General features: G+C 54.8%; 25 protein-coding genes and 1 pseudogene. 2 read left to right on the plus strand and 24 right to left on the minus strand.

Annotated features, from left to right (window positions below; translation table 11 throughout):
- Positions 1-23: 23 nt before the first annotated feature.
- The 15 genes from spoVT to yabG all read right to left on the minus strand — a co-directional run bounded on the left by spoVT (position 24) and on the right by yabG (position 16309).
- Positions 24-563: a stage V sporulation protein T gene (spoVT, locus tag YWK_RS0112960; RefSeq protein WP_026965139.1), complete on the minus strand. Its 540-nt coding sequence runs from the start codon at positions 561-563 to the stop codon at positions 24-26.
- 223 nt (positions 564-786) lie between these two features.
- Positions 787-4356 (minus strand): transcription-repair coupling factor, encoded by a 3570-nt coding sequence (mfd, locus tag YWK_RS0112965; RefSeq protein ID WP_035467024.1) that lies wholly within the window; start codon positions 4354-4356, stop codon positions 787-789.
- Positions 4357-4499: 143 nt separating this feature from the next.
- Positions 4500-4745, minus strand: coding sequence for an anti-sigma-F factor Fin (locus YWK_RS0112970; protein ID WP_026965141.1), 246 nt, complete (start codon positions 4743-4745; stop codon positions 4500-4502).
- Between the two features lie 143 nt (positions 4746-4888).
- Positions 4889-5461, minus strand: coding sequence for an aminoacyl-tRNA hydrolase (pth, locus tag YWK_RS0112975; RefSeq protein WP_026965142.1), 573 nt, complete (start codon positions 5459-5461; stop codon positions 4889-4891).
- Positions 5462-5505: 44 nt separating this feature from the next.
- Positions 5506-6450 carry a ribose-phosphate diphosphokinase gene (locus YWK_RS0112980; protein WP_026965143.1) on the minus strand — a complete coding sequence of 315 codons (945 nt, stop codon included), beginning with the start codon at positions 6448-6450 and terminating at the stop codon, positions 5506-5508.
- On the minus strand, positions 6450-7850 hold the full coding sequence (glmU, locus tag YWK_RS0112985; RefSeq protein ID WP_026965144.1) for a bifunctional UDP-N-acetylglucosamine diphosphorylase/glucosamine-1-phosphate N-acetyltransferase GlmU: 1401 nt from the start codon (positions 7848-7850) through the stop codon (positions 6450-6452). Before glmU ends, YWK_RS0112980 begins: the two co-directional genes overlap by 1 nt.
- A gap of 264 nt (positions 7851-8114) precedes the next feature.
- Positions 8115-8387, minus strand: a complete 273-nt coding sequence (gene spoVG, locus YWK_RS0112990; RefSeq protein ID WP_026965145.1) for a septation regulator SpoVG — start codon at positions 8385-8387, stop codon at positions 8115-8117.
- Between the two features lie 207 nt (positions 8388-8594).
- On the minus strand, positions 8595-8969 hold the full coding sequence (locus YWK_RS0112995; protein WP_026965146.1) for a RidA family protein: 375 nt from the start codon (positions 8967-8969) through the stop codon (positions 8595-8597).
- Positions 8970-9008: 39 nt separating this feature from the next.
- The gene (gene purR, locus YWK_RS0113000) at positions 9009-9818 is read right to left on the minus strand and encodes a pur operon repressor (RefSeq protein ID WP_026965147.1); all 810 of its coding nucleotides are present in this window, start codon (positions 9816-9818) and stop codon (positions 9009-9011) included.
- 99 nt (positions 9819-9917) lie between these two features.
- A complete protein-coding gene (gene ispE, locus YWK_RS0113005; protein ID WP_026965148.1) occupies positions 9918-10772 on the minus strand; it encodes a 4-(cytidine 5'-diphospho)-2-C-methyl-D-erythritol kinase in 855 nt (284 codons plus the stop codon).
- A gap of 166 nt (positions 10773-10938) precedes the next feature.
- Positions 10939-13581: a cyanophycin synthetase gene (gene cphA / locus YWK_RS0113010; RefSeq protein WP_026965149.1), complete on the minus strand. Its 2643-nt coding sequence runs from the start codon at positions 13579-13581 to the stop codon at positions 10939-10941.
- Positions 13582-13598: 17 nt separating this feature from the next.
- A complete protein-coding gene (locus tag YWK_RS0113015; RefSeq protein WP_026965150.1) occupies positions 13599-14420 on the minus strand; it encodes a cyanophycinase in 822 nt (273 codons plus the stop codon).
- 244 nt (positions 14421-14664) lie between these two features.
- Complete coding sequence (locus YWK_RS0113020; RefSeq protein WP_026965151.1) at positions 14665-14850, minus strand: small, acid-soluble spore protein, alpha/beta type; 186 nt, start codon at positions 14848-14850, stop codon at positions 14665-14667.
- Between the two features lie 164 nt (positions 14851-15014).
- Positions 15015-15290: a biofilm formation stimulator Veg gene (veg, locus tag YWK_RS0113025; RefSeq protein ID WP_026965152.1), complete on the minus strand. Its 276-nt coding sequence runs from the start codon at positions 15288-15290 to the stop codon at positions 15015-15017.
- A 158-nt stretch (positions 15291-15448) separates the two neighbouring features.
- Entirely contained in the window at positions 15449-16309 is an 861-nt protein-coding gene (gene yabG, locus YWK_RS0113030; RefSeq protein WP_026965153.1) for a sporulation peptidase YabG, read from the minus strand.
- Positions 16310-16392: 83 nt separating this feature from the next.
- Between yabG and YWK_RS0113035 the strand changes: the two genes are divergently transcribed.
- Entirely contained in the window at positions 16393-17208 is an 816-nt protein-coding gene (locus YWK_RS0113035; protein ID WP_026965154.1) for a hypothetical protein, read from the plus strand.
- A gap of 10 nt (positions 17209-17218) precedes the next feature.
- On the opposite strand, the gene YWK_RS0113040 is transcribed toward YWK_RS0113035, so the two are convergent.
- The 5 genes from YWK_RS0113040 to metG form a co-directional block, all read right to left on the minus strand.
- Positions 17219-17704: a ribonuclease H-like YkuK family protein gene (locus YWK_RS0113040; protein WP_245578613.1), complete on the minus strand. Its 486-nt coding sequence runs from the start codon at positions 17702-17704 to the stop codon at positions 17219-17221.
- An 80-nt stretch (positions 17705-17784) separates the two neighbouring features.
- Entirely contained in the window at positions 17785-18657 is an 873-nt protein-coding gene (gene rsmA / locus YWK_RS0113045) for a 16S rRNA (adenine(1518)-N(6)/adenine(1519)-N(6))-dimethyltransferase RsmA (RefSeq protein ID WP_026965156.1), read from the minus strand.
- Entirely contained in the window at positions 18650-19207 is a 558-nt protein-coding gene (locus YWK_RS0113050; RefSeq protein ID WP_245578614.1) for a ribonuclease M5, read from the minus strand. Before YWK_RS0113050 ends, rsmA begins: the two co-directional genes overlap by 8 nt.
- A gap of 17 nt (positions 19208-19224) precedes the next feature.
- Positions 19225-19992: a TatD family hydrolase gene (locus tag YWK_RS0113055; RefSeq protein ID WP_026965158.1), complete on the minus strand. Its 768-nt coding sequence runs from the start codon at positions 19990-19992 to the stop codon at positions 19225-19227.
- A complete protein-coding gene (metG, locus tag YWK_RS0113060; RefSeq protein ID WP_026965159.1) occupies positions 19992-21992 on the minus strand; it encodes a methionine--tRNA ligase in 2001 nt (666 codons plus the stop codon). The genes YWK_RS0113055 and metG overlap by 1 nt, the downstream gene beginning before the upstream one ends.
- Before the next feature lie 632 nt (positions 21993-22624).
- On the opposite strand from metG, the gene YWK_RS0113065 reads away from it, so the two are divergent.
- Positions 22625-22864, plus strand: a complete 240-nt coding sequence (locus YWK_RS0113065) for an AbrB/MazE/SpoVT family DNA-binding domain-containing protein (protein WP_021294663.1) — start codon at positions 22625-22627, stop codon at positions 22862-22864.
- 201 nt (positions 22865-23065) lie between these two features.
- On the opposite strand, the gene rsmI is transcribed toward YWK_RS0113065, so the two are convergent.
- The 4 genes and pseudogenes from rsmI to YWK_RS0113085 form a co-directional block, all read right to left on the minus strand.
- On the minus strand, positions 23066-24001 hold the full coding sequence (gene rsmI / locus YWK_RS19885; protein ID WP_051375578.1) for a 16S rRNA (cytidine(1402)-2'-O)-methyltransferase: 936 nt from the start codon (positions 23999-24001) through the stop codon (positions 23066-23068).
- A 57-nt stretch (positions 24002-24058) separates the two neighbouring features.
- Positions 24059-24367, minus strand: coding sequence for an initiation-control protein YabA (locus tag YWK_RS0113075; protein ID WP_026965160.1), 309 nt, complete (start codon positions 24365-24367; stop codon positions 24059-24061).
- A gap of 152 nt (positions 24368-24519) precedes the next feature.
- A pseudogene (locus tag YWK_RS0113080) lies at positions 24520-25158 on the minus strand (PSP1 domain-containing protein); the annotation flags it as partial.
- The gene (locus tag YWK_RS0113085) at positions 25151-26095 is read right to left on the minus strand and encodes a hypothetical protein (RefSeq protein WP_026965162.1); all 945 of its coding nucleotides are present in this window, start codon (positions 26093-26095) and stop codon (positions 25151-25153) included. The pseudogene YWK_RS0113080 and the gene YWK_RS0113085, both read right to left, overlap by 8 nt.
- Between the last annotated feature and the right edge of the window lies 1 nt (position 26096).

Consider the following 26096-nt stretch of genomic DNA (forward strand, 5'->3'; position numbering starts at 1 on the left):
CGGGCCGTATCGGAAGAAGCAACTTACTGTTCCATCTGCTTAGCCAGAAAACCTGCCGCCGTTTCGGCCAGTTTTCGTTCCAGGTCTCCCATCTTGACGCCGTCTTCGCGCGACAGCAAAACCACGCTGCCAATCGGATCACCTGCAGCGATGATGGGTGCAACCACTCGCGACGAGAACTTCTCTGTCCGATCCCGCACCACGGCGTACTCTCCCATGCCGTTGACCAATGTTTTGCGATCTTCCATCGCCTGTTCCAAATCATCGCTGATCGGTTTTTCCAAGAATTCTTTCTTGGAAGCGCCAGAGACCGCGATGATGACATCTCTGTCTGTAATCATGGCGATGTGTCCGGTGGAATCCGCAAGCGACTCTGCGTATTCCTTCGCAAAATCGCTGAGTTCGCCGATGGGCGAGTACTTCTTTAAAATGACCTCACCATCTCGGTCCACGAAGATCTCCAAAGGATCCCCTTCGCGGATACGCAGTGTCCTTCGAATTTCTTTCGGAATCACGACGCGGCCGAGGTCATCAATCCTACGTACGATGCCAGTAGCTTTCAACGGTTCATCCCACCCTTGATCTGTATTGTAGATGTGGCTTGCCGAACCTCACCCCTGTGTTGCATAGCATTTCCCTGTTGCCGCTGCGACTGTGCCAACAACTCCAATATGTGTATCTAACGACTGCGGATTCCTGACGTGCATTTATTATGTTTCCAGCACGTAGCCGCTATGCAACCAGGAGGTGCCGCCGACCTTCGCATCAGGCAGCCCTTCTTGCAAGCTAGTTTACGACCTGTTCAACTTCCTTCTTATCCTTCATCACGGAACGAAAATCCGCCAGGAATTGAATAAGGCGTTTGCACAACTCGCGGTCCTTGAGTCCCTTGGTGCGGAACACGACGTGCAAACTGCCGTTGCTCTTCTTCAGGAATTGCCCTGCGTGCTGCTTGGCCAGGCCAAACAGCTTCGCCTGATCAATGCGCCCCACTGACTCCGGTGCAACCCGGACCACGGTTTCCGCGCCTTGCGTCGAGACACCTTCCACACCGTACTGTGCGGCGTAACTCTTCATACGCGTTACGTCCAACAAGTTGCGCACTGCCTCCGGCAGGTCCCCGTACCTATCCTCCAGTTCCTCCTCGAGGTCATCCGCAGCTTCTGGGCTCTTCACAAACTTAAATTTCTTGTACATCGCGATTTTCTGAGCTGCATCTGGAATGAATGAGTCCGGTAAATACGCTTCGATGGACAGATCAATCACCGGTTCGGGCGCTTCCTGCACTTGCTCGCCCCGGATTTCTTTGACCGCTTTCGCCAGCATGTCGTTGTACAAGTCAAAGCCGACCGAGTTGATGAAGCCATGCTGTTCCGCGCCCAGTAGATTGCCCGCGCCGCGAATGGCGAGATCGCGCATGGCAATCTTAAAGCCGCTGCCAAGTTCCGTGAACTCCTTGATGGCCTGCAGCCGCTTCTCGGCCACTTCCGTCAACACCTTGTCCTTCTGGTAGGTGAAATACGCGTACGCGATGCGGTTTGACCGCCCCACACGCCCACGCAATTGGTACAACTGACTGAGTCCAAGTCGATCCGCGTCATACACGATGAGCGTGTTGACATTCGGGATGTCCAGCCCAGTTTCGATGATAGTGGTGGTCACGAGAATATCGATGGCGCCATCGAGAAAGTCCAGCATCACACGCTCCAACTCGTCTTCCGGCATCTGTCCGTGGGCAACGGCAATGCGTGCATCCGGCACCAGCCGCTGCACCCGCTCCGCCATCGAGTGAATGCCGTTCACCTGGTTGTACAGAAAATACACTTGCCCTTCGCGATTCAGTTCCCGCTCCAGGGCCTCGCGAATGAGACTTTCGTTAAACTCGGCCACGTAGGTCTGTACCGGGAATCGATTTTCCGGCGGCGTCTCGATAACAGACAAGTCGCGTACACCCAGCAGCGACATATGAAGTGTTCTAGGAATGGGTGTTGCCGTCAGCGTCAGGCAATCTACGTTCGTGCGAAGTTGTTTCAACCGCTCTTTGTGCGTCACGCCGAACCGCTGCTCTTCGTCGACAATGAGCAATCCGAGGTCCTTGAACTGCACCGACTTTTGCAATAGGCGATGCGTCCCAATCACCACGTCAATGCTCCCGTCTTTTAGCCCTTTCAGGATAGCCTGCGCTTCTGACTTCGTTCGAAAGCGGCTTAACACTTCCACCGTCGCCGGGAACCCAGAAAATCGCTCCTTAAATGTTTCGTAGTGCTGGTGCGCCAAAATGGTGGTCGGAACCAAAACCGCCACCTGTTTGCCATCAACCACCGCTTTGAACGCTGCCCGGATGGCGACTTCCGTCTTTCCGTACCCGACATCGCCGCAGAGCAACCGGTCCATGGGCCGCGGTTTTTCCATATCCCGCTTGATTTCAGCGATAGCCCGCAGTTGGTCCGGCGTCTCTTCGTACGGAAACATCGCCTCAAAGTCCTTTTGCCACGCAGTGTCCGGCGAAAACGCGTAGCCGGGCGCGGACTGTCTGGCGGCATATAACTTCACGAGGTCCTCGGCAATATCCCGAACCGACTTCGAAACTTTTTGCTTGACCCGATTCCACTCATTGCCACCCAAGTGATAGACTTTCGGCTCTTTGTCTTCGGATCCAATGTAGCGCTGTACTTGGTCAATCTGTTCCACCGGCACGTATAGGCTGTCGTTTCCAGCGTACTGAAGGTGCAGATAGTCCTTGTGTCTTCCGTCGATTTCCAAGGTTTGAATCCCGATGTATTTGCCAATACCGTGGTTGACATGCACAACATAATCACCAGGCCGCAGTTCCTGGTAGCTCTTAATGCGCTCTGCATCCGACATTTCCTGACGAACGCGCCGCGTCTTCTTCCGTTGGGTGAACACTTCGGTCTCGCCAACCACAACAATCCGGTGCAGCGGAAGTTCAAATCCGTTGGCCAGGTTCCCGACCAGGATGACGGGGCCACTGTCCGGTACCCACTGGGCAGACCGATGGACATCAATGCGGTAATCGCGCAAGACGCGCTCCATACGCTCCGCGCGTTCCTCGTTGGCGGCCAAAAACACCACTTGCATGTTGCTGTGCTGCCAACGTTGTACTTCCGCCTTGAGCACGTTCATCTGGCCATGGAACTGTTGCATGGACTTGGCCGATACGTTGTATACAGTAGCGTATCGCTTGCCGGCACCACCGCGTGTAAACGTAGTGAACTCCACGCCTCGCTTGCCCTTGTGCGCCCAAAGCAAATCAAAGTTCGGTTGAGCTACCGTACCGGACAGAAGTTCGCCGCGCATAAGGCCTGTGGACAACCACTCCATGAAATCCTTTTCCAAACCTCTCTGCCGCTCTTGCAGCCTTGAAGGTTCGTCCAGGCAGACCACGCTGTTGTCTGGTACATGGTGCAGCAGTGTATGTACGTGCGCACCCAGCAATTCTGTATATCGCAGCAAGCCGAAAAACGGAATCCCAGATCCTAACCGGGCGACGTCTGAGCCGACCGTGGTTTGCAGCCGATCTTTGACCTCCAAGTCCGTTACGGTACGCAATCGTTGCTCCAGATTTGCTTGCAGTGCTTCGGCTGCGTCAGCCATCACAGAGGCGGGAACGATGAAGTCAAACGCAGGAGGTACCTCCACAGAATCGCACTTTTCGAGGGATCTTTGTGTAGAAGCGTCAAATGTCCGGATGGAGTCGATGTCTGTGTCGAACAATTCAATGCGAACAGGGTGCTCGCACGTCAATGGGTAGATGTCGAGAATACCCCCACGGACCGAAAATTGGCCCTTCGTCTCCACGAGATCGACGCGCTCATACCCGTTTCCAACGAGCTGTTGGATGTTTTCTTGTAAGTCAATCCGATCTCCGACGCGGTATTGCAGGCGCCGTGCAGAAAAGACCGCCTTCGTCATCACAGGTTGAACGACGGAGGAAATCGTAGCCACCACAATCCCTGCGCCACCGCTCGCCAAATGTTGCAACACACGTAATCGGTCAGCAGTGACGTCGCGACTGTAGGCGATGACATCTACGACAGACAACTCTTGCTCTGGGAACAGCAAGACAGTTTCATCCGGCAAATACTCCCGTAAGTCTTCGACGATTTGCTCCGCCTGCCCCATGGAATGAGCGACAATGAGCGTAGGTGCCCTCAGTTTTTGCTGCTGTTCCGACCAGTGGATTGCGGCATAAAAGAGATGTCGCGCGCTCCCGCTGACCCCCGTCACCAGTCCGTCGTGGTTGCTTTGGCGAAGACTGCTCAACATGTCTTTGAATTCAGGGTCCGAAGCAATCACACGAACCAAGTCAATCACGGTACTCCTCCTCCATCCCATCAACACAAACAGCCCGAAAGTCGCCTCAGCCTGGTTCGGCCAAGGCGATGCCTTCGGTTTCTGCACAGATTTGTGGTGCCCACCGCATCCACCCGCAAAGATTGCCACAACCTATGACGTTGCCTCAGTGATCCTACTACACCTTATTGTAAGAGTTTCCCCTCAATGAGCAGTTCCGGATGCTGCTCCACCGCTTGTTGGCAATGGTCACAGACGGTCTGCACCGTCATCACGTGAGGGCTCCCATGCACGGACACCCACTCCGACCGCTCCGTCGAGGTTAAATGCTGAATCCCACAATATCGCTCTGCGTCTGCCAGATTCCAGTCCGGTCGGTCCAATTCTCCAATCAGATGCTTACAGTACTTGCACCAGTATTCGACTCGCATGCCATCCCTCCACTCCGGTACTTGCTGTACCACTTCCTCGCAGTGTTCGGAAGACATCCATCTCTTCGGACACTGTTATTAGTATGGAAAGTGGAGAGGGGCAGCATACCTCGTCTCATTGGGAGCATCCTCGAAAATTGGCCTCACCGACTGGCGTTGTATCGGTTCATCGCCATAGGAAACCCGTCCTGTAACGCATAGTCGACCGCTTCTACAGCCCTTTGCACAGCATCCTGAACCAAGGCTAGGTCATCTCGCGAGAAAGAGCTCAAAACGTGCTCCACGACGGTCTGTGACTGTGGCGGTCGGCCAATGCCGACTCGGATGCGCGGAAACTCCTCGGTGCCCAGGTGCTGGATCACCGATTTCATCCCGTTGTGACCGCCCGCGCTGCCTTTCACACGCAACCGCAGCTCACCCGGTGGAAAATCCATGTCGTCGTAAACAATGATGAGATCTTCCTCCGGTATCAACTCACTGTAATAGGATACGATAGCTCGGACTGCTTCGCCACTGAGGTTCATAAATGTCAGCGGCTTGCAGAGCAAAACCTTTTCCTGACCAACGCGCCCTTCGCCAATCACGGACTGAAACTTTTCCTTCTGCACAGGAATGTTCCACCGTTTGGACAACCCGTCAACGACCCAGAAACCGACGTTGTGCTTGGTCATGGCGTATTTCGCCCCAGGGTTCCCCAGGCCAATGATGACTTTCATGTTAGGTATCACTTCTCTCGGGGATGAGGTTTCACTTCGGCGACTCAGTCAAAGAGTTGGCTGATGGAGCGATGCGTATGCACGCGCATAATCGCTTCCGCAATCAGCTCAGCCACAGACAATACCTTGATTTTGTCAATCCTTTTCTCCGGCGGAAGTGCGATGGTATTCGTGACGACAATCTCGCGAATGGCAGATTTCCGCAGCTTGTCCACGCCATCGCCCGACAACACAGGATGGATGCAGCACGCATATACATCCTTCGCTCCGCGGTCTAGCAGTGCCTGAGCGCCCAGCGTAATGGTGCCAGCTGTATCAATCATGTCGTCAATCAAAATCGCCGTCTTGCCTTGGATGTCCCCAATAATGTTCATAACTTCAGCAACATTCGCGTCTGGCCGCCGCTTGTCGATAATCGCGAGCGGCGCCTCCAGTCGTTCCGCCAGTGCCCGCGCTCGCGTAACGCCTCCCATATCGGGCGATACGACGACCGGATTGTCAATCTTCTTCTCTAAGAAGTAATTCGCCAGGATGGGCATGCCGACCAAGTGGTCCAGCGGTATGTCGAAGAAACCTTGAATTTGCCCCGCGTGCAGGTCCATGCAGATGACCCGGTTCGCTCCCGCCTTCTCGAGCAGGTTGGCCACCAGCTTTGCCGTAATCGGATCTCTCGCGCGCGCCTTTCTATCCTGCCTGGCGTACCCATAGTACGGTATGACCACGTTGATGGTCCGTGCAGAAGCGCGCTTCAACGCATCTATCATAATCAGGAGTTCCATGAGATGTTCATTCACGGGCGCAGACGTCGGCTGAATGACAAACACGTTGCACCCGCGAACGCTTTCACCGAGTTTAATCCGAACTTCTCCATCCTTGAATCGGCCGACGAAGCACTCTCCCAAGGAGATGCCGATGTGGTCGGCAATCTCCTGTGCCAAGTCCGGGTTCGCGTTGCCGGTGAACAGTTTCAAGTCCGCGTCTCTAAACACTACGACCGACTTCCTTTCCGCACGTTCTGGCCCTTCTTTAGTTTCCACGCTTTGACGTAGTCGCCCTTGGTCACCTGTCGGCTGCGGCCGATGGCAAAACCGTCATCCGGCACTTCGTCCGTAATGGTAGATCCCGCACACAGGTAAGCACCCTTGCCAATTTTCACAGGTGCAATCAGGTTGACGTTTGAACCCACGAAACTGTCGTCGCCAACCACCGTCTTGTGCTTGTGTTCGCCATCGTAGTTGACTGTAATCACGCCGCATCCGATGTTGACACGTTGACCAATCTCGGCATCTCCCACGTACGCTAAGTGGCTCACCTTGGTGCAGTCTCCAATGGCGCTGTTCTTAATTTCGACAAAGTCACCAATCTTTACGTGTTCACCGATTCTGCTGCCGGGTCGGACATATGCAAACGGACCGACGGTCGTGTCCGAACCGACCTCGCTGTCCACGAGCACAGACTGTTCCACCGTCACGCGGTCGTGCAGCGTCACGTTCGAAAGTCGTGAGTTTGGCCCCACGACGCAGTCTTCACCAATGACCGTCTTGCCTTCGAGGATGGAACCAGGAAGAATTACGGAGTCCCGCCCAATTTTCACATCCAAACCAATGTAAGTGTGCGCAGGATTGATAATGGTGACACCTTGACGTGCCCAGTACTCGCAGATTCTCTCTCGCAGTATGCCCTCCACGACGGCCAGTTGAGCCCGGTCATTGACACTCGCAATTTCTCGTTCATCATCCACTTGAACGGCATACACGGGTTTCCCCGCATTCCGCAATATCTCAAGTGTATCCGTGAGATAATACTCGCCTTGTGCGTTCTCCGGCGTCAGGTGCTGCAGCGAATCCAGCAAATCGGACGTCTGGTACGCATAGATCCCCGTGTTAATTAAGTGAATCTCCCGTTCCTCTGGTGAAGCGTCTTTCTCCTCGACAATCCGATCCACCAAACCTCCGGAACCGAGAATCACGCGCCCTAATCCATGCGGATTCCGCACGTCTGCGGTCAACACCGTCGCACTGGCTTCTCGCGCTTCCCGTTCGGTCAACAGTCTCTCCAACGTTTCCGCTCGGATAAGTGGTGCGTCCCCGTACAGGACCACCGTTGTGTCATTCTCAGCATTGAGCAGGCCTGCCGCTGCTTGTACAGCATGGCCCGTGCCCAACTGTTGCTCCTGGACAGCAATCTCGGCTCTATCCGCGACAACTGCGGAAACCGCTTCCTTCTGCTGTCCTACCACCACAATCACTTGGTTCAGTTCAAGCTTCTCTAATTCGTCCAGAATATGAAGAATCATGGGCTTGCCGCAGACCTCGTGCAGCACCTTATGCCGCTTTGACTTCATGCGCGTGCCTAAACCGGCGGCCAAAACAATTGCACTTCTGCCCACATCATCGCCTCCAAGCCAACTATCCTATTCAGTGTACCCGAAGGCCATCGACCTTTTCAATTTATGCGTGGGACATGGATTTGACGAAACCTAGGCAGTTTCACGGCAGTGTGTGTTGAAAGGGCCTTGTGCCAGCTGGCAAAACGGCGCGATGTGCAGAAGATGGGTTGGTATATTCAGGCAGACTAGCCTGTCGCGACGTTGCAAACCGAGGACGAGAAAAACCCTGACAAGTCAGGGTTTTTGTAAGCACTTGCTTCATCATTATGCGCTCGGCTGTTCCACTTCTACCTTGTAGTACTCCTCGAGGACGGCATCCTGAATCTTTTGCCGTGTCTCCGACGAAATGGGATGGGCGATGTCACGAAATTCACCGTCTGGTGTCTTCTTGCTCGGCATCGCGACAAACATTCCGTTGTTTCCGTCGATGACGCGAATGTCATGTACTACAAACTCGCCATCAATCGTAATGGATGCGATAGCCTTCATACGCCCTTCTCCGTTCACTCTACGAAGGCGAACATCGGTAATTTGCACCTTTTTCACCACCCTTATAATTCCATCGGATGATACTACCATTCGTATTCCACAGGCCCTGCAAAAGTCCTGCTGCCTTCCTTAGAATTTTTCGAAATTATTTGCTCGCAAAAAAGAGCCTGCCTCGTCAGCGACCAAAACTCGCTGCTTGACAGACTCTTTGCTTTCCAGTGGACCCGATACGAAACGAGACTTAGGCCGGGCCTCTCAACCCTTGACCGCAATCAGTTCAATTTCCACCTGTACGCCTTTCGGCAACGCCGCCACCTGGACCGTGGTCCGAGCCGGGCGATGGTCTCCGAAGAACGCAGCGTACGCTTGGTTGACCGTCTCAAAGTCCGCGAGATTCGTCATAAAGATGGTGGACTTTACCACCTGATTGCGGCTGACACCCGCTTCCGTCAACACAGCGTCGAGATTCTTCAGCACTTGCTCTACCTGCTCCGTAATCCCGCCTTCCACCAGCGTTCCGTCTGGACGAAGTGGAATTTGGCCAGAGGTAAATACAAAATTTCCAACTTCCATCGCTTGGCTGTAGGGGCCAATCGCCGCTGGAGCGTTCTTTGTCGCAATGATCTTCATGAGAACATCCTCCTTCTGATGCAGTACACAAACATGGTTTCAATCAGGCTTGGCATTGCCAGGCACAATCAGGACCTCCTGATCTTCCTGGAGTGGGCCAACCGAAAACAGCGATATGTAGTCGTCAACCAACTTTAGAGCAGGTTCCAGAGTGGACATGAAAACGGCAGTTCCCAGAACCTCCGCATCAAACTCTGCAAGCAACCGCTTGACCGTCTGTACCGTCGCACCGGCTCGCATAAAGTCGTCGACAATCAAGGCTTTCGCATGCTGTGGCATCGCTCGCTTGGAGACGGACATGGTCTGAATACGCTTGGCCGATCCAGACACGTAGTGGACACTCACGGCCGCGCCGTCGGTCACGCGGTGTTCGCGCCGAACCACCACCACAGGCACGTGCAAGTACCGCGCGGTAGCGACAGCAATCGGGATCCCTTTGGTTTCCACGGTCACCACCACGTTGACTCCGCTTTCGGCGAAGCGTTCCGCCAAGAGACGACCAGAGAAGTCAAGTACATCCGGATCTCCCAAGACGTCCGACATGTACAAAAATCCACCTGGCAAAATGCGCGACACATCTCCAAGGCGCTGGATGATGTCCTGTTCGAAAGCTTCTCGTACCGCGGCGGGTACGCGGACTTGAAACTTTACGCCGCCCCCTGCCCCGGCGATGGTCTGCACGACGCCTGTCTCTTCCCCTGCCAGGACGTCGCGCACCATGGCGACATCCTCACTCACGGATGACTTCGCCGCTTCCATACCGTCGGCAAGTTCGGACAGGGACACCGCGCAATTCGGGCGATCCAGCAGGTATTTTGTAATGCGAATCAACCGTTCCGAACGACGCACATGGCCCCCTCCTCGGCATGCCAACATCTTCGCCACTTTGCTAGCCATCTCGCCCATCCCGCCTTGAGCGAGGATGGGACGAAACTCATTGCGAATATATCACAGTCCGGCGAAACGGCACAAATAGACTTCCTTCATGAATCCGCGCAGCGCGTTATACGTTCGCTGTGCAACACTGCGCGTCGGAAAGAGTGTAAATAACGTGGGGCCGCTCCCAGACATATACACCGGTTGACCTGTGACGGCGGTCATTCGGGCGTACAGTGCCTCTACTTCGGGGTACAGCCGAAACGTGGTGGCCATCAATGCATTGGTATACGCGTTGCGAACCCCTGCAAAATCGCAGTGTTGCAGCGCGTGCACCATCTTGGGGCTGGCGACGGTCCTCGCGTATTGCTCCGGGCGCGTCGCCTTATACACGTCTGCCGTAGAGACAAACACAGGCGGGCGGGTCAGCACGACCCACGCGCGCAATTCGTGCTGGACGCGCGCAATGTTCTCCCCTCGACCGGTGGCCACGGCGCAGCCGCCGTACACGCAGAACGGCACATCCGATCCGATGGATGCGCCCATCTGAGCCAGCTCATCCAAGCTGTAGCCGGTTCGCCACAGGCGGTTCAATCCTCTGAGAACCGCCGCAGCGTCTGCGGACCCGCCGGCCAACCCCGCCGCAACTGGAATGTGTTTTTCAATTTTCATGTGCAAGCCACGCAGAATTCCGCTCTGTTGCTGAAACACTTTGGCTGCAACGACAGCCAAGTTCCGGTGATCTAACGGGATGTGAGGGGCTGTCGAATCGACGACAATGTCGCGACCGTCTGTTTCCTCCAACCAAATCAAGTCCGATAAATCGACGGTTTGCATCACCATGTCCACGTCGTGGAACCCGTCAGGTCGTTTGCCGAGAATATCCAGCGTTAAATTAATCTTTGCGTATGCACGTTCTACCAACACAGCTTCCACCTCAACTCACATCATCATCCCAGACCGTCATTCGCGACGCAACCCCATACCTGAGGAGTCAAGGCCATTTCGAATGGTGGCGCCGCGAATGACACAGTCGAGAGACACAGTGATGCTTACGGAAGTGACAATCCCTCCGTCAAGGGGAACTTCAACCTCACTTGATGGCTGTGCTGGGAGCGACGGGTACAGCAATGTGGGGGACGCGCACCCCCCCGATGTCCGCAAGCAGATCTTGCGCTGGTGCAAGTTTCTCGTAAAACATGACGACGACGTCTCCTGGCAGCGTTTGTTCTACAGCGAAGCGCAGCGCTTCGACTTCGTCGGAGACGGAGGTACACATTTTTTCTGGCCGCCGGGCCCGAATTTGATCTGCCATCAGTGCAGCGACTTCTCCCGGTTGGCGCCCCCGTTTATCGCGGTCTTCCTTCACCACAAGCACGTCGAACACCTCTGCCAACACATCGGCCCCTTGCCGAATCACGACATCAGACCGATCTCCTGGAACACCGACCACCCCCATCAAACGACGATGAGGCACGTTCCGAAGCCAAGAGCCAACCTGCTTGAATCCGTCTGGGTTGTGTCCGTAATCAAGCACAACGTGGCTGCCGTTCTGCATGCGGTAGACCGAACAGCGTCCGGGGTTGTGTACACTAGGGATAAACGAAGTCAGCCCTTCTGCCACCTGTTGGCGAGTACACCCCAAGGCTCGGAGCGCGGCAATGGCTGCGAGGCAGTTTTCCACCTGAAACCGAACCGTTCCGTGCCCCGTCAAGGGCACCTCGGCGACAGCAGCAACCTGCCACGTCAAATTTCCCCGCGCCTCCACGAACCAACCATCCGCGACGTAGTAGCCGACACCGCCGCAGGCCAGGTGTCTGGCCAGCACTGGATGATCTTGTGCCGGCGCGAAGTAAGCCACCCGCGCCTTCACTTTGCGGCTGAGGTCAACCAGGTGCGGATCTGCCGCGTTGAGAACAACCACACCATCTTCCCACACACACTCTGCGACGAGGGACTTGATGTGCAGCAGATCTTCCAGCGTGTCCACGCAGTCCTGTCCGAGGTGATCCACGGTGATGTTGGTGAGCACGGCGACATTTGCTTTGTCGTAGGCAAGCCCACCGCGGACGATGCCACCCCGCGCAGTCTCGAGCACCGCCACGTCCACCGACGGATCGGACAGAACCATGCGAGCACTGGCAGGCCCCGTGGTGTCTCCTTCCGCAACCTGCTCATTCGCAATCCAGACGCCACCAGTGGTGGTCATTCCGACCGTTTTTCCAGTGCTCTGCAAGGCATGTCCAATGAGCCGTGTTGTGGTCGTTTTGCCGTTGGTTCCAGTAATGGATACAATCGGAATCCGCCCATTTCCCTGCGGAAACAACGAACGGACAATGGCCTCTGCAGCCTGCCGCGGCAATCCGTGTGAAGGATGTTCATGCATGCGGATGCCTGGGGCCGCGTTCACTTCAATGACCGTCGATTGCCCCGGATGGTACGGTAACACCGGGTTCGCGATGACCATGTCAATGCCGCAGACGTCCAGCCCGACCACCGCCGCCGTACGCTCTGCCAATCGCTGATACGTAGGATGAATTTCGTCGGTGACGTCAATCGCTTCACCACCGGTGGATAAATTCGCGTTGTTGCGCAGCATCACGACCGTGCCTGCAGAAGGAATGTGGTCCAGGGTGAAATTCTGACGGCGCAACGTAGCTTCCACGACCGGGTCCACGACGATTTTGGTCAACGGCTTTTCGTGGCCATCGCCACGCAGTGGATTACGGTTGACTTCCTCAATCAGCTCGCGGATGCATCTCCGGCCGTCTCCGCAGACACGTGCTGGCAGCCGTTCACTCGCGGCGACAAATTGTCCAGCGACCACGAGCAGCCGGATGTTCCTCCCCTGCACGTACTGCTCCACAATCACCTTTTCCGAAAACCGGGCCGCAATTTGATATGCTTCCCTGACATCCTCAGGTGTACAGAGATTCAGACTGACGCCACGTCCCTGATTCCCGTTGTACGGCTTGACGACGACAGGCGCGCCAATCGCCTCCAACTGCTCCACCGCCTCTTCAGCTGAATGGGCAACACCGCCAGCCGGCACAGGAATCCCGGCATCCTGTAGGACTTGCTTGGTTAATTCCTTGTCACAGGCGATATCAACGGCAACAGCGGACGTATTTTCGGTAATGGTCGCTTCAACCCGCTTCCGGTGTCGGCCGTAACCGAGCTGAATCAAGCTGCCGTCACTGACGCGCCGAACCGGGATTTGGCGCTGCAGTGCGACGTCAACGATGGCTTGCGTGCTTGGCCCCAGCTGAGTTCTAGCGAGTTGTTTCGATGCGTTGTCCATCACGTCCGACACCACAGGCGCCTTGCCGGACAGCAGGCATTCCACGATGTCAGCAGCAGCCTCGAGCAGATATTTCTGCACGGGATACGCTTTGCATTCCACCACAATGTCGTACTGGCCGATACCGCCAGCGTACAGCGTCTTTCCGTAGTGCACGTCAAGGCCCACACAGCAGGCAAGCTCAATGGCCAAGTGTTCCACGATGTGACCGAAATAGGTCCCGCCGTACAACCGCTCGACAAAACCACCGGGCTCTCCCTTCGCGCAGTGGTGCTCGCGAAGTCCTGGAAACAAGCGCAGTAGGCGGTCCGCAAAACCTGGAAATTCGTAACTTTCGCGCTCTGACAAATGCTGTAAGTCCACACGAGCAACCATGACAGGCTTGTAGATATACACGTTCGGGCCGTCGATATGGCGTACCGAAAGGATTTTCATATTGTCAGCTCCTTGCTTCAGCTCGATTCCCAGCGTCCCCAGTCCGTGATGGGCTCCCGTTTGCGCAAGTGAAATCCGTACCCTTCAGGGAGAATGTGCAGTTTGACACCGCACAGTGCCAGGGATTCGTCTTTTCGTACGCGCTCCAAATTACTATGTGCAAGCGCACCTGCGTCCACGACGCTTACGGCGCCACTGCCAATCACGCGCATCGCTTCACCTTGGACAACCACCGCTGTGTCTTCGTCCAATCCGAGACCGAGGTGGTGCGGGTATTGAGCCACCGCGGACAGAAGCCGACCAAGCCGACCGCGTTGGGCAAAATGTTGATCAATGACAACACCATCCACAAACTCCATGCCGGGCGCCATCTGGACAACGCTGATGCGGGGATTGGTTTCCGCCTCCCCGTCTACAATCATCGTGCTGGACATCATCGAAGCACCTGCGCTGGTTCCACCGAGTGGAATGCCTTGCCCAAGGGCGTCGTGAAGCGCGGAATCAATTCTGGTTCCACCCAACAGTTTGGTGATTCGGAGTTGATCCCCGCCTGTGAAAAAAATACACGTTGCATCGCGAACAAACTGAACCGCACTGTCTCTGTCTGCTGCCTTTCGGTCCGAGACATCGAAGGTGCGAACATCCTCGGCTCCGAGGCGTTTAAATATCTCGACGTAATCCATTCCGACCTCAATGGGAAGTTCGGTGGCGACCGTCATGACCAGAACTCTTGCAGCCGTGCCCCCGCCAAGCCGCAAGAATTCACGGAGTATCCTGCACTCGCCTGTCTTGTCCTCAGCCCCGCCAATGATAATTAACGGGCCAGGCTCACCTCGCAAGGGTGTCCACCTCGCTTTTTTGTCAAGCCTCTCTCGAATCTGCTGTCGAGTTGACATGAGCGATTTGCAAAATTCCACTAGACGACTCCATGTTGTGCTCAACCCGTGGCTTATCCAATTTTGCAAAACGCTGACATGGATGTGTAAAAATCGAGCTTAGCGTGTCCTGCGACGTTCACCCGTATGCGTCGAAAAACGTGAAAAGCCGGGGGTTCCCCCGGCTGGCCGTCAGTTGCACTCTGCTTCAGTTCGGTCGTTGTTGTTCTGCCAACGCGCGTTCGGCGATTTCGATGGCTCGTTTCACCATGTTCCCGGCATCGCGAGTGGTGATACCTCCCCATCCCTCGCGTTGCACAGTGTCATAGAACCCAAGTTCTTTAGCCAGCTCGTACTTGAATTCCTCGGACATGATTCCACGTCTTCTTCCCATCACTCAACGCCTCCTTCGCATGGACGGCCATACCTAGCGTTGCACCGCACAGGCAATGAAACACAGGAATATTTTTCTTCTCTCGCGAAATTCTCACGAAGTTCCTGAACAACAAAAAAAAGCGACTGAAACAGTCGCTCCTAGCAATCCCTTGATCTGGTTCCTTACACTTGTGTATAAGTAATCCGAACATTGTCTCCATCGCGGCAAACCATCAGTTCAACCGTTTCGGTCAACACGTCCGCATAACTGTAAGAAACACGTTTGAATGTACCGTCCGGCGGGTCAAGTTTCACGACGAACACAGAAGGATATGTCTCTTCTAGAACCCCCGTGCGTTCGACAGTCTTCCTCCGACCACCGTTTGCCCGTAGAAGGACTTTTTCCCCGATGAGTCCATCGAGGCTTCTTTTAATCTCGTGGAGCGCATTTCTTGTCAACACACACCACCTCTTTCCAAAAGCCATTGTAACACAGAAAAGAGGCATGTGTCAATAAAGGTTTATAATTATAGCAACGCATGATTTGCGTTGTCAATGGGCATTCTTCACTACATTTGTCGATTTCTATTCGCATATTTCGTCGAATGCTGTGAAGGTCAGTATAGTGATTTCGGTAACCCGAGTCGGTACTTTCCGCGGGATTCCAGGCCGCCAATCCCGTCGGTGCCCGTGTACGTAGAGCGAATGACGTCGTACACATTGACCGTGTCGTTAATCGGGGTGAACGCCACTTTTTCTGCGATGAAGACCGGATCGAGCGCGTGAATCATGATTCGCTGTGGAGAACTCGCGAAGTTGGCGCCGGCGTCCAGGATGGCCTCAAAGTGGGATTGGCATGCCCCAGCAATAATCACAAGGTCGTCCATGTTCCGAGAGTGCTTCCGTGCATTCTGCACCGTCTTCACGAAATACCCGGAGTTGCGGTAGTTAAACAGATCTGTCCAGGATTTCCCTTTTCGAATGAGACCATCGTGCCCTGTGATAATCAAAATGTCCGGCTCATACTGTTCCAACAGCCCCTTTACCGATGTAGGCATGTCGGCTTCTCGCATTTGTTGTCCAATCGCCCGGATGCCCAGTTCCTTGTACATGTTCAAACACTTCTGTAGGTAGGTGCCGTCTCCGTCCAAGTGCAGAACCTGTCCGGGCCGCTCAAAAAAATCAGGATCCGAGTGAAATCTGGCCTCCTTTCGCAGTGATCTTTTCTCAGACTCTATCGCTCGGCGCGATTGCACCAACCGCAGGCACTCGTCCTCGACGTGTTTGCGATTCTTCTCGAATCGCTGCCATTCTTCGTCCGTCAACTGCTCCAAATCGGAAAACGGAGCATCCGCCATCAAACGGACGTCAATCCCTTTGAGGATGGCTGTCTCAGACGTCGTATCCACTTCGACAATGACGAAGCACAGATCTTTTCCATACGATTTGCGAGTCACCACGTCCCCGGATTTCCACAAGGCCACATCCCCCTCTTCTGAGGCAGTTACACCCCTAGCATATGGCCCGGAGCAAACTGGCGTGACGATGGGAGGTGTGGGGAATGATGGAAGGAAGGAACTTCGTGTGTGCCATTGTCTCCGCGAGCAATGAAGCAAGTACCATTGAAAACGTCTTGCACCAGTTGTACCGAGCGCGAGTGGACACTTGCGTGCTGGTGGTGAACGGGACGCGCGACCAAACTTTACACATTGCCCAGCGCTGTGCAAGTCGATTGCAGTTACCCCTGCACGTTCAATTGTTCTCCGATGCACTCGGACCGGACGTGGCTAAAGCAACAGGAACGTTCGAGGCACTGCGCGTCCATCCAACCGTAGAACAGCTGGTGTACGTGGACGGCGACTGGAAGGGTAGCTTTGGCCCGATGCTGCGGGATTTCATTGACGAAGGCATAGAAACAGGCTGTGATTGTATGTGGACGCGGCACACCGGTCCCCTACGGGAGGATATCGCGTTGTGGCAGAACGTGTTGCAACAAGTGGCGCCGCATCTTGTAGATGCAGCGCCCGCGCAATCTCCACTGTACATTCGCCGTTCCCTGTTGCAGTTCCTCTCCCCCACCAGTTTGCACCACCCGGGGCTCTGGATGGCCGAGGCGGCCTCCTTCCTTCAGCCCGCATTGCACCTCTCTACGAGTGCCTTGTGGGATGTGAGATTTGCTGGCAATCCTGTCCGCAGCGCGCTGCACCAGTCTCTCATGGCAGACACCCTCATTGGGGACGCCCTGGAGGGCTGCCGTATTCTGCTGGAACAGCGCCCATCTCGGGAGTGGCGCGGCAGACGGTACGACGGCCTTCACCTGCGTCGCAGGACGGACCTGTTGGAGGCGGTGGCCGCCGTTGTCCGTTGGAGGACATAAAAAGGCCGACTCAGTGTTTGGTATACCGGTCGGCCACTTTCGAAGCTCCATAGGAGTCTGGTTTTATGCGCGCTTCGTAACCACTTTGCGTAATCCACGAGACGATTTCTCGGACCAATTGTTTGGTTGCACCTTTCTGTCCAATATCCAGATGAACTTCCCAGCCCCAATGGGCGCCTCTTTCGTTCAAATATTCAGATAACATACCGCCAGCTTGGAGCGAGTAGGACGCTTCCGTAAACATCCGCTGCCGAAGGGAGTAAATGTGGTCCTGTTTTTCGCGGTGAATATAGTACCTTGCGCCTTTACCCACATGGTGAATGATGACTGCCGTAACAAACGTGACCGACTTGCTGCCCTGTTTTGGTTGCGAGTCGGAGCCCACCATCAGCCGAAACTCGTCTTTCGGAAACTGGTTCACCTGCAGCAAGAGATCCTCTGCGACCTCTTCAAGCGTCATGTTACCGCGACTTGGGCTATGAAAGGTCCAGTTCACGGGAATCTCCTCCTTTCACCGCTTGGCAACAGTATATGCCAATTCTCGACAAAGCGAAAGATGCGGAGTACCCACCCCGGTCAAGAAAAGGCACAATTGTGCAACAGATTTGCAATGGATGCAAACTCCTCCAGAGAGAGTGTCTCACCTCTGCGGTTGCTGTCAATGCCGCATCTCTGCAACAACCGTGCACATGCCTCCTTGCTCAATCCCAATGAACCCGAAAGCGTATTGAGCAGCGTTTTCCTGCGCATCGCGAACGCGCCCTTAACCACGCGAAAAAACGTCCGCTCATCGCTCACTTCCACGGGGGGCTTGTCCAGGCAACGCAACCGAACGACCATCGAGTCCACCCCCGGCGGCGGGAGAAAGGAACCCGGAGATACTTTGACCACCTTCTCCACCCGTGCTCGGTACTGGACGGCAATGCTGAGCGCGCCATAGTCTTTCGTCCCCGGCCCCGCGCCTAACCTGTCTGCCACTTCCTTTTGCACCATGACAATGACGTTGTGGAGTGACACGCCCGACTCGAGCAAGTGAAACAGAATGGGCGTCGTGACGTAATACGGGAGATTCGCGACGACGGACACGCGCTTACACGTAGAAAACTGTTTCCAAATGTCCGGCAGATGAAGCTCCAAGACGTCTCCAAAGATAACATCCACGTTACCCGCACCCTCCAGAGACTTCTGAAGGATGGCGGAGAGCGACCGGTCCTTCTCGACGGCAATCACCTGTTTTGCGATGCGAGCCAAGCGCTGCGTGACCACACCGGCGCCAGGACCGACTTCAAACGCGCCGTCTTCAGAGGTCAGTTCCGCCGCGTCGACAATCTGCTGAAGAATGCGTTCATCGATGAGAAAGTTCTGCCCAAGTTGTTTCTTAAAGGAAAATCCGTGTTCCGCGAGCAGCGCTTTGAGTTGGCTCGGTTTGGCTACATCCCATTCAATCATTCACGATATCCCTTCGTACCGTAGTCAGTGCGCATTCCCATTCGGAGCGCGTGATACCGAGTGCGTTGAGCTTGCGTAAAAACGCCTTTGCGTTCCCAGTGCCAATGCCGAGTGCATCGCCGATACGCTCGCGGGCCAACGCGCTGAAAGGTTGCCCTGCCAAGCCGTTTGCCAGCAAATCGTCCATCGTAAACGTGGCTTCACCAGGCGCAAGCACCGTTGGTCTCACCTGCTGGATGGCCTTGAGAATGGCTGCGTCGGAGGCGTGTTCTACCCCCAATCCGTGCACCGACGTCGCTTCCCTGCGCGGAAGAAACGCGTGCTTGCAATGTGGGATGCGGCTTCCAATGCGCTTTCGAATGCGTTCGCCAGCGCCGTCTGGATCTGTCAATACAATCACGCCCCGCGAAGCACTCGCCCGCTCCAGCTCCCGCAGGAACCGCTCTGCAATCCGGTCGCCGCCAATGACCCAAATGTCTCCTTCAACCACGCGCTCAACCGCCTGTTTGTCGTGAATACCTTCTACTACGATGATTTCCCGAACGCGCACGAAATGAACACTCCGCATCAACCGATTTTATAGAAGAGCTTTCGCCCATTCTGCAACGTATACTGCGCCACTGCCTCGAATGTTTGACCGCGCAGCTCGGCTAACTTCTCTACCATCAGTGAGACGCGGGCTGGCTCGTTTCGCTTGCCGCGGAACGGGTGAGGTGACAGATACGGAGAATCGGTCTCCACGAGTAAGAATTCATCCGGAATTTCCAGTGCTGCTCTGCGTACATTTTCCGCTTTCTTGAATGTCACAGGTCCGCCGTAGGAAATGTAGAATCCTTGTTTCATACACCGTCTTGCCGTTTCTATACTGCCTGTAAAGCAGTGCATGACACCAGTGACGCCGCTGCAGTGATGCTCGATAATCTCTACTGTGTCCTCGGTCGCATCCCGGTTGTGAATGATGATGGGTAGATTCACCCTGCGAGCGATGTCAATCTGGCGCAGGAATACTTCCTTCTGCACCTCCCGGGGCGCGACATTCCAGTAGTAGTCGAGTCCAATCTCGCCAATCGCAACCACCTTCGGGTGACTGGCCAGCGCCTCCACCTCGGTAAACGCAGACTCTGACAGGGCTTTTAGCGACTCTGGGTGAATACCAACTGCCGCGTAGATTTCCTCGTACCGCTCCGCCAGTGCGATGGCGCGACGTGCGGAGGCCACGTCCACTGCAGGCACCACCATGTATCGAACGCCCGCCTCGCGCGCGCGGTCGATAGTGGCCTCCACGTCGTCCGCAAATTGCTCGTCAAACAGGTGACAGTGGGTGTCAAACAACATTATTTCACCACGGCTCCGTTCGGAATCGTCTCCGGCACCGTCACCAGTTTCAGCAAGTCACCTTCGGACGCGGCCAGAATCATGCCGTTGGACTGCACTCCACGTAACTTCACTGGCTTCAAGTTGGCCACCACAACGACCTTTTGTCCGACCAATTCATCCGTCGTAAAGTGCTTGGCAATGCCGGAAACAATTTGTCTCACTTCACTGCCGAGATCCACTTGCAACTTCAACAACTTGTCGGCGCCCTCCACGCGCTCTGCCGATTGGATTTGGCCGACGCGCAGCTCCACTTGACTAAATGTATCGATTCCAATCAGATTACTCTTCTCTACCACTTGCTGTTCTTGTGTTTGCTTTTCCGACACCTGCTTTACCTCCTGTTTTGTTGCTGTCTGAGCTGCCGCCTCAGTGCCTGCTCTTTTCCCGGTGAGCTCAGCCAAAGCCGCCAGCTCTGCCTTGATGTCCAGGCGTGGGAACAGTGGGTTTCCTTGTTCTACCGTCTGTCCAGATGACGCGGCACCAAATGAGTATAGCGCATCCCATTTCGCTGCCTCTGCGTCAATCTTATAGCGCCGCAGGATTTCTGACGCAGTGCGGGGCAAAAAGGGTTGTATGAGCACAGCGACCATGCGAATGACGTCGGTCATGGTGTAAAGGACTGTATTGAGCCTATCCGTGTCTCCGTTCTTGTACAGTGCCCACGGGGCCGTGTCATCGATGTATTTGTTGGCCTGTCGCACCACCTTCCAGATGTCAGACAGCGCCAGTGAAAACTGCATTTCATCCATGTGCGCCTCGACGTCCTTGACCGTCTGTAACGCCAAGTCAATCAGGGCTTGATCCTGCGCCTGGTACCCAGCCGGAACTGGAATGACGCCTCCGCTGAATTTGTGCACCATGGCCGTTGTGCGGTGGACGAGGTTCCCCAGGTCGTTTGCTAAATCATAGTTCAGTCGTTCAACCAGTGAATCCGGGGTGAATACACCGTCCTGTCCGAACGGAATTTCCCGCAACAGGAAGTACCGAATGGCGTCACTGCCATACCGTTCAATCAACAGCTTGGGGTCAATCACGTTCCCTTTCGACTTGCTCATTTTCCCGTCCTTCATCAGAAGGAAACCGTGTCCGTACACTTTCTTCGGCAGTGGCAAACCGAGGGCCATCAGGATAATCGGCCAGTAGATCACGTGGAAGCGGACAATTTCCTTGCCTACAAAGTGCACGTTGGCCGGCCAGTACCGCTCGAATTTCTCCCTATCCGCCGGGTTGTCTGAACCGTAACCAATCGCAGTGATATAGTTGGTCAGGGCATCGAGCCAGACGTAGACGACGTGCTTCGGGTTGCTGCGGACGCGAACCCCCCAGTCAAATGAGGTACGGGACACGCACAGGTCCTGAAGCCCTGGCTTGATGAAGTTGTTGATCATCTCGTTCTTGCGAGACTCCGGTTGAATGAAGTCTGGGTTTTCCTCGTAAAACTGAAGCAGCCGATCCACGTATTTGCTCATGCGGAAAAAGTAACTTGGCTCGCGCACAAAGTGAACCTCGCGACCGCAGTCGGGACATTTGCCGTCTTTCAACTCGCGCTCCGCCCAAAACGACTCACAGGGCGTGCAGTACCATCCCTCATAGGCGTCCAGGTAAATGTCACCTTGTTCAATAAGTCGTTCGAAGATCTCTTCGACCACTTTCGTGTGGCGCGGTTCCGTGGTACGGATGAAATCGTCATAGGAAATGTCCAGTTTGTCCCACAGGTCACGAATCCAGGCGATGATTTCGTCCAGGAACTCCATGACGTCCTTTCCGGCTTCCTCAGCTCGCTTCTGGATTTTCTGTCCATGCTCGTCAGTGCCTGTCAAGTACATGACATCGTATCCACGCAAGCGTTTGTACCGCGCCAGTGCGTCGGCTGCCACCGTGGTGTACGAGTGACCGATGTGTAGCGTGTCGTTCGGGTAGTAAATGGGTGTGGTGATGTAAAACGTCGGTTTGGTCATGTCGCAATCCCTCCACTCAGTGTTCCTGGATCTAAATAAAACCCGCCCCAAGCATTGGGGCGGGTTACATACCCGCGGTACCACCCAACTTCGCACGACCGCGTAAAGACGGTTGTGCCTCCGTCGGACCAGTCCGTGACTAGCCGCAGTTCTGTATCGGGAACTACCCGCGCGCGCCTACCTCGGCCGTCCGACTCAACGCACGAATCTCCGGAACCATACTCCCTGACTTCCCTTACCGGCTCACACCCGCCCCGGCTCGCTGAACAGTTCCATCAGGTACCATTCCTTCACCGATTGGAGAAGAACGATGTTCTCCCCTATTCACCTTTCCGACACCATGAAAACTTTGATTCAATATAACAACTCCGGCCGCCACTGTCAACCAAATGAACGGCTCTATATACCAGCATACCCCTTTGTCTACCAATCAATTCGCAGGTATCACGCGGACATTCCCAATGATAGGTGCTTGCAAAATTGTCGCTATGTTGTATAGTTAAAGCGAATTGAAGAATTTGCATGTGATGATAGGGACTCCCTAAGTCTCCAGCATGCTGACTCGCAAACAGCAGAAGAGACATGCGAGCTCACAGAAAAGGAAGCGAATAACATTTCGGGGGTGCTGTACAGTGAAGTCCACGGGTATTGTCCGTAAGGTCGATGAATTGGGTCGCGTCGTCATCCCGATTGAGCTGCGCCGGACACTGGGTATTGGCGAAAAAGATGCGCTGGAAATCTATGTTGACGGTGACCGTATCATCCTCAAGAAGTATGAGCCCGCTTGCATTTTCTGCGGCCAAGCGGACGAAATCATCCACTTCAAAGGTAAGAACATCTGCCCGTCCTGCATTGCTGAAATGAGTTCCTGATCCCTGAATGAATGATTTGCAAAATTCCACCAGAGTGTTTCAGCACGACGAATTGTGATGGTGTTTCCTGAATGCCAGAAAGGCGCGATAGGATTCTGAACCCGTTGTTCGTCGCTGTTCTGCAACTCGCTGGAATGATTGCTTTATGACGGACCAACGCATGTACTTCGGGTTGCCGATGCTCGGCAACCCTTTTGGTTTTCAGTCTACTTCCCCGCCACCAGACGACGTGTCTGGGGTCAGGGTCCTCTGATACAGTTCTTTTCGGCGCACGCCGGTTTGCGACGCCACATCCTTCACGGCTGTGGCGTGAGGGATCCCCTCTCGCATGAGCTGCTGAACGCGTTCCACCGCAGCGTCCATCCGTTGTTCCCCCGCCAAGACACCGTCCACGCCGACCTGCTGCCCAAAGTCCGCGTCTGTCGAGCGTCTCGGGCCAAGTATCACGACGTATTCGCCACGCGGCGTCTCCTCTGCAAAATGGCCGAGCATCTCCACACAAGAATCTGCATAGTAGAACGTCTCATGGCGCTTGGTCAGTTCCTTCGCCACCGTCACCGCGCGGTCCGGACAGACCTCGGCTATCCACTTCAACGTCTGCACCAGTCTGTGTGGGGCTTCATATAACACCAGAGTTCCCGGCACGCCAAGGTAAGGTTCAAGCACTTCCCTCGCGCGTCTCTTCTCCCTCGGTAGAAACCCGATAAACGTGAACGGTTGCGGTGAAAATCCGCTCCCCACCAGACCGGCCAACACGGCGCTGGCGCCCGGCAATGGAATCACCGGAATTCCCGAGTCTATCGCCAGCTGGACGACACTGTCGCCAGGATCCGACACCAAGGGGGTGCCGGCGTCAGAAACTAAGGCTATGCGCTTGCCTTCCTCCCACCATCGCACAAAATCCTTGTGCCTTGCGAGTTGGTTGTGCTCGTGGCAACTGATGAGCAATGGTGGATGAATGTCGAAATGCGTCAGTAGTTTGCGCGTCTGCCGCGTGTCTTCCGCTGCCACAACGTCTACAGTGCGAAGCACCTCCAATAGCCGGTGTGACGTGTCGCCTAGATTGCCAATGGGTGTGCTGCATACGTACAGCACCGGCCCTTCTCCCTGAAAACTGCGCACAATACGTACGGACATCCCGTGCACCCCACTTATAAGGAAGCCCGACCCAAAGGGTCGGGACGGATTCGCGTATCACTTTTGAAGAAACGACATACAGAACAAACATTCACCTTCGGTGCGCAAGCTGCCGTATTTTAGGTTGCAAATGTGAAACCCTTCCTGGTAAATCTTATACAGGTTGTCAATGCCCTCGCCTGTATGGGAGCCCGCTTTGCCTTCCGCAGCGGCAACTTGCTTCCAACGGGCATTTTCCTGGGACAACCTCTGATTTTCCTCAATCAGTTCCTGGATCTTCTGTTTCAGGCTGCCCAATTCCACGTACAGTTCGCCAATGCGTTCCTCCAGATTGGCCACTTGCACAAACAACGATTGTTTGTCCATCATGACGCTCCTGTCGAACGTCGCAGCCACGGCAAAACCGCCGCGGACCACAACCCGTAATTGCCTCGACGATTTGCAAAATCCCCTACAGATTTCATCGTATTTTGCAAATCACTGGCTTGCTTCAGAGCTTACAGAACGACACCCTGATCCTGGTACGTATCGTTTTCAAACTTCAGACAACACATCAGACGCCCACACAATCCGGAAATCTTGGTCGGATTGAGAGATAAGCTTTGATCTTTCGCCATGCGGATGGAGACTGGATCAAACTCCCCCATCCAGGTGCTGCAGCATAACAACCTTCCACACGGCCCAATGCCGCCGAGCAACTTTGCTTCGTCACGCACGCCAATTTGACGAAGCTCAATCCGCACGCGAAAGACCGCAGCCAGATCCTTGACGAGTTCACGAAAATCCACGCGGCCATCCGCCGTGAAGTAGAAAATCAACTTGTTTTTGTCAAAAGTGTACTCGGCGTCCACCAACTTCATTTCTAAACCGTGCGCTGCAACTTTTTGCTTAAATATCACCATTGCATCCTTGGATAGCCGTCGATTTTCTGCGACCACCTCTGCATCTTTCTCGTCAGCAATACGAATGACCTGCTTGAGCGGCAGAACTACATCGTCCTCCGTAACTTCTTTCCGACCGACGACGACTTCTCCGTACTCAATGCCGCGCGCAGTCTCCACAATGACGTGGTCTTTGCGTTCTATCGGCAGCTTGCCCGGGTCAAAGTAGTAAATCTTGCCGGCGGGCTTAAAGCGAACGCCTACCACGCTATACACTTGTTAAAACCTCCCGTAATCGGATGCACATCTGTTCCAAGTTGAGATGAACCGCGACGTGCGCTTTCATCCGCGTCCGTGCTTCAATCACAACTTGTGCTGCAGAAAACAGTCGTTGTATGGGAATAACCTGCGATTGTCGTTCCAGGTCAGATAGATGTTGAGCAAACTTGACGAACTCACGCTCGCCCGCCTTCACGTGCGCCAGGTCTCGGAAATAAACAGCTAATAACCACAGAAAAGCATCAACTCCGACATCTCCTGCTGCCTGGACAAGAGCGTCCGCCAACAACAGCGGTTCTTCCTTTCGCACCAGGAGTGTCTCCGCCCATTGTACCACTGCCTTGGAAGTTGCTGCAAACCATCCATCATCGGACACCTGGGCATCCGTCGTTTGAATATCCGGTAATATGTCTTCCCACGGCTGAACGTTGCCCGCTGACTGCACAGGGTACACAAAGCAGCGGGACACAATGGTTGGCAACACCTTCTGCAGGTTGCTTGCAGAGAGCAGGGCAAACACCGATGGATTCGGCTCCTCCAGCGTCTTCAACAGTCGGTTAGCCGCCACAACAGTCATGTTGTCCACACCCGGTACAGTGTAGACGAGGCGGCCACCCGTATGACTTTTCCGCGACAGGCGTTCCTGCACTTCCTCAATTTGAGACGTCTTGACAGAACCGTTGTCACCTGGCATCACGCGAATCGCATCGGGATGGTTGTCCATCTGTAAACACGACGCACAACGGCCGCACGGCGCCCCCGGCGCCGTGCACAGCAACAACCTCACTAAATATTCAGTTAATACCTCGGTGTCTTCAGGTTTTCCGACAAACAACATGGCGTGAGGGATGCGACCACTCTCTATGGTACGATGCAAACGTTCAAGCACATCGGTCTGTATCGGCCAGGATTCAAATGCTGCAATGGATATCATG

This window comes from Alicyclobacillus pomorum DSM 14955 (genome assembly GCF_000472905.1).
GTDB classification, from domain to species: domain Bacteria; phylum Bacillota; class Bacilli; order Alicyclobacillales; family Alicyclobacillaceae; genus Alicyclobacillus_A; species Alicyclobacillus_A pomorum.

Excerpts from the sequence above, each read along its gene's own strand:
- YWK_RS0113035 (WP_026965154.1), top strand. The coding sequence starts at position 16,393 with ATGATGGAAGGAAGGAACTTCGTGTGTGCCATTGTCTCCGCGAGCAAT.
- YWK_RS0113020 (WP_026965151.1), bottom strand. The coding sequence starts at position 14,850 with ATGGGAAGAAGACGTGGAATCATGTCCGAGGAATTCAAGTACGAGCTG.
- YWK_RS0113075 (WP_026965160.1), bottom strand. The coding sequence starts at position 24,367 with ATGGACAAACAATCGTTGTTTGTGCAAGTGGCCAATCTGGAGGAACGC.
- YWK_RS0112970 (WP_026965141.1), bottom strand. The coding sequence starts at position 4,745 with ATGCGAGTCGAATACTGGTGCAAGTACTGTAAGCATCTGATTGGAGAA.
- pth (WP_026965142.1), bottom strand. The coding sequence starts at position 5,461 with ATGAAAGTCATCATTGGCCTGGGGAACCCTGGGGCGAAATACGCCATG.
- mfd (WP_035467024.1), bottom strand. The coding sequence starts at position 4,356 with ATGGGATGGAGGAGGAGTACCGTGATTGACTTGGTTCGTGTGATTGCT.
- metG (WP_026965159.1), bottom strand. The coding sequence starts at position 21,992 with ATGACCAAACCGACGTTTTACATCACCACACCCATTTACTACCCGAAC.
- rsmA (WP_026965156.1), bottom strand. The coding sequence starts at position 18,657 with ATGATTGAATGGGATGTAGCCAAACCGAGCCAACTCAAAGCGCTGCTC.
- YWK_RS0113055 (WP_026965158.1), bottom strand. The coding sequence starts at position 19,992 with ATGTTGTTTGACACCCACTGTCACCTGTTTGACGAGCAATTTGCGGAC.
- YWK_RS0113085 (WP_026965162.1), bottom strand. The coding sequence starts at position 26,095 with ATGATATCCATTGCAGCATTTGAATCCTGGCCGATACAGACCGATGTG.
- cphA (WP_026965149.1), bottom strand. The coding sequence starts at position 13,581 with ATGAAAATCCTTTCGGTACGCCATATCGACGGCCCGAACGTGTATATC.
- YWK_RS0112995 (WP_026965146.1), bottom strand. The coding sequence starts at position 8,969 with ATGAAGATCATTGCGACAAAGAACGCTCCAGCGGCGATTGGCCCCTAC.
- rsmI (WP_051375578.1), bottom strand. The coding sequence starts at position 24,001 with ATGTCCGTACGTATTGTGCGCAGTTTTCAGGGAGAAGGGCCGGTGCTG.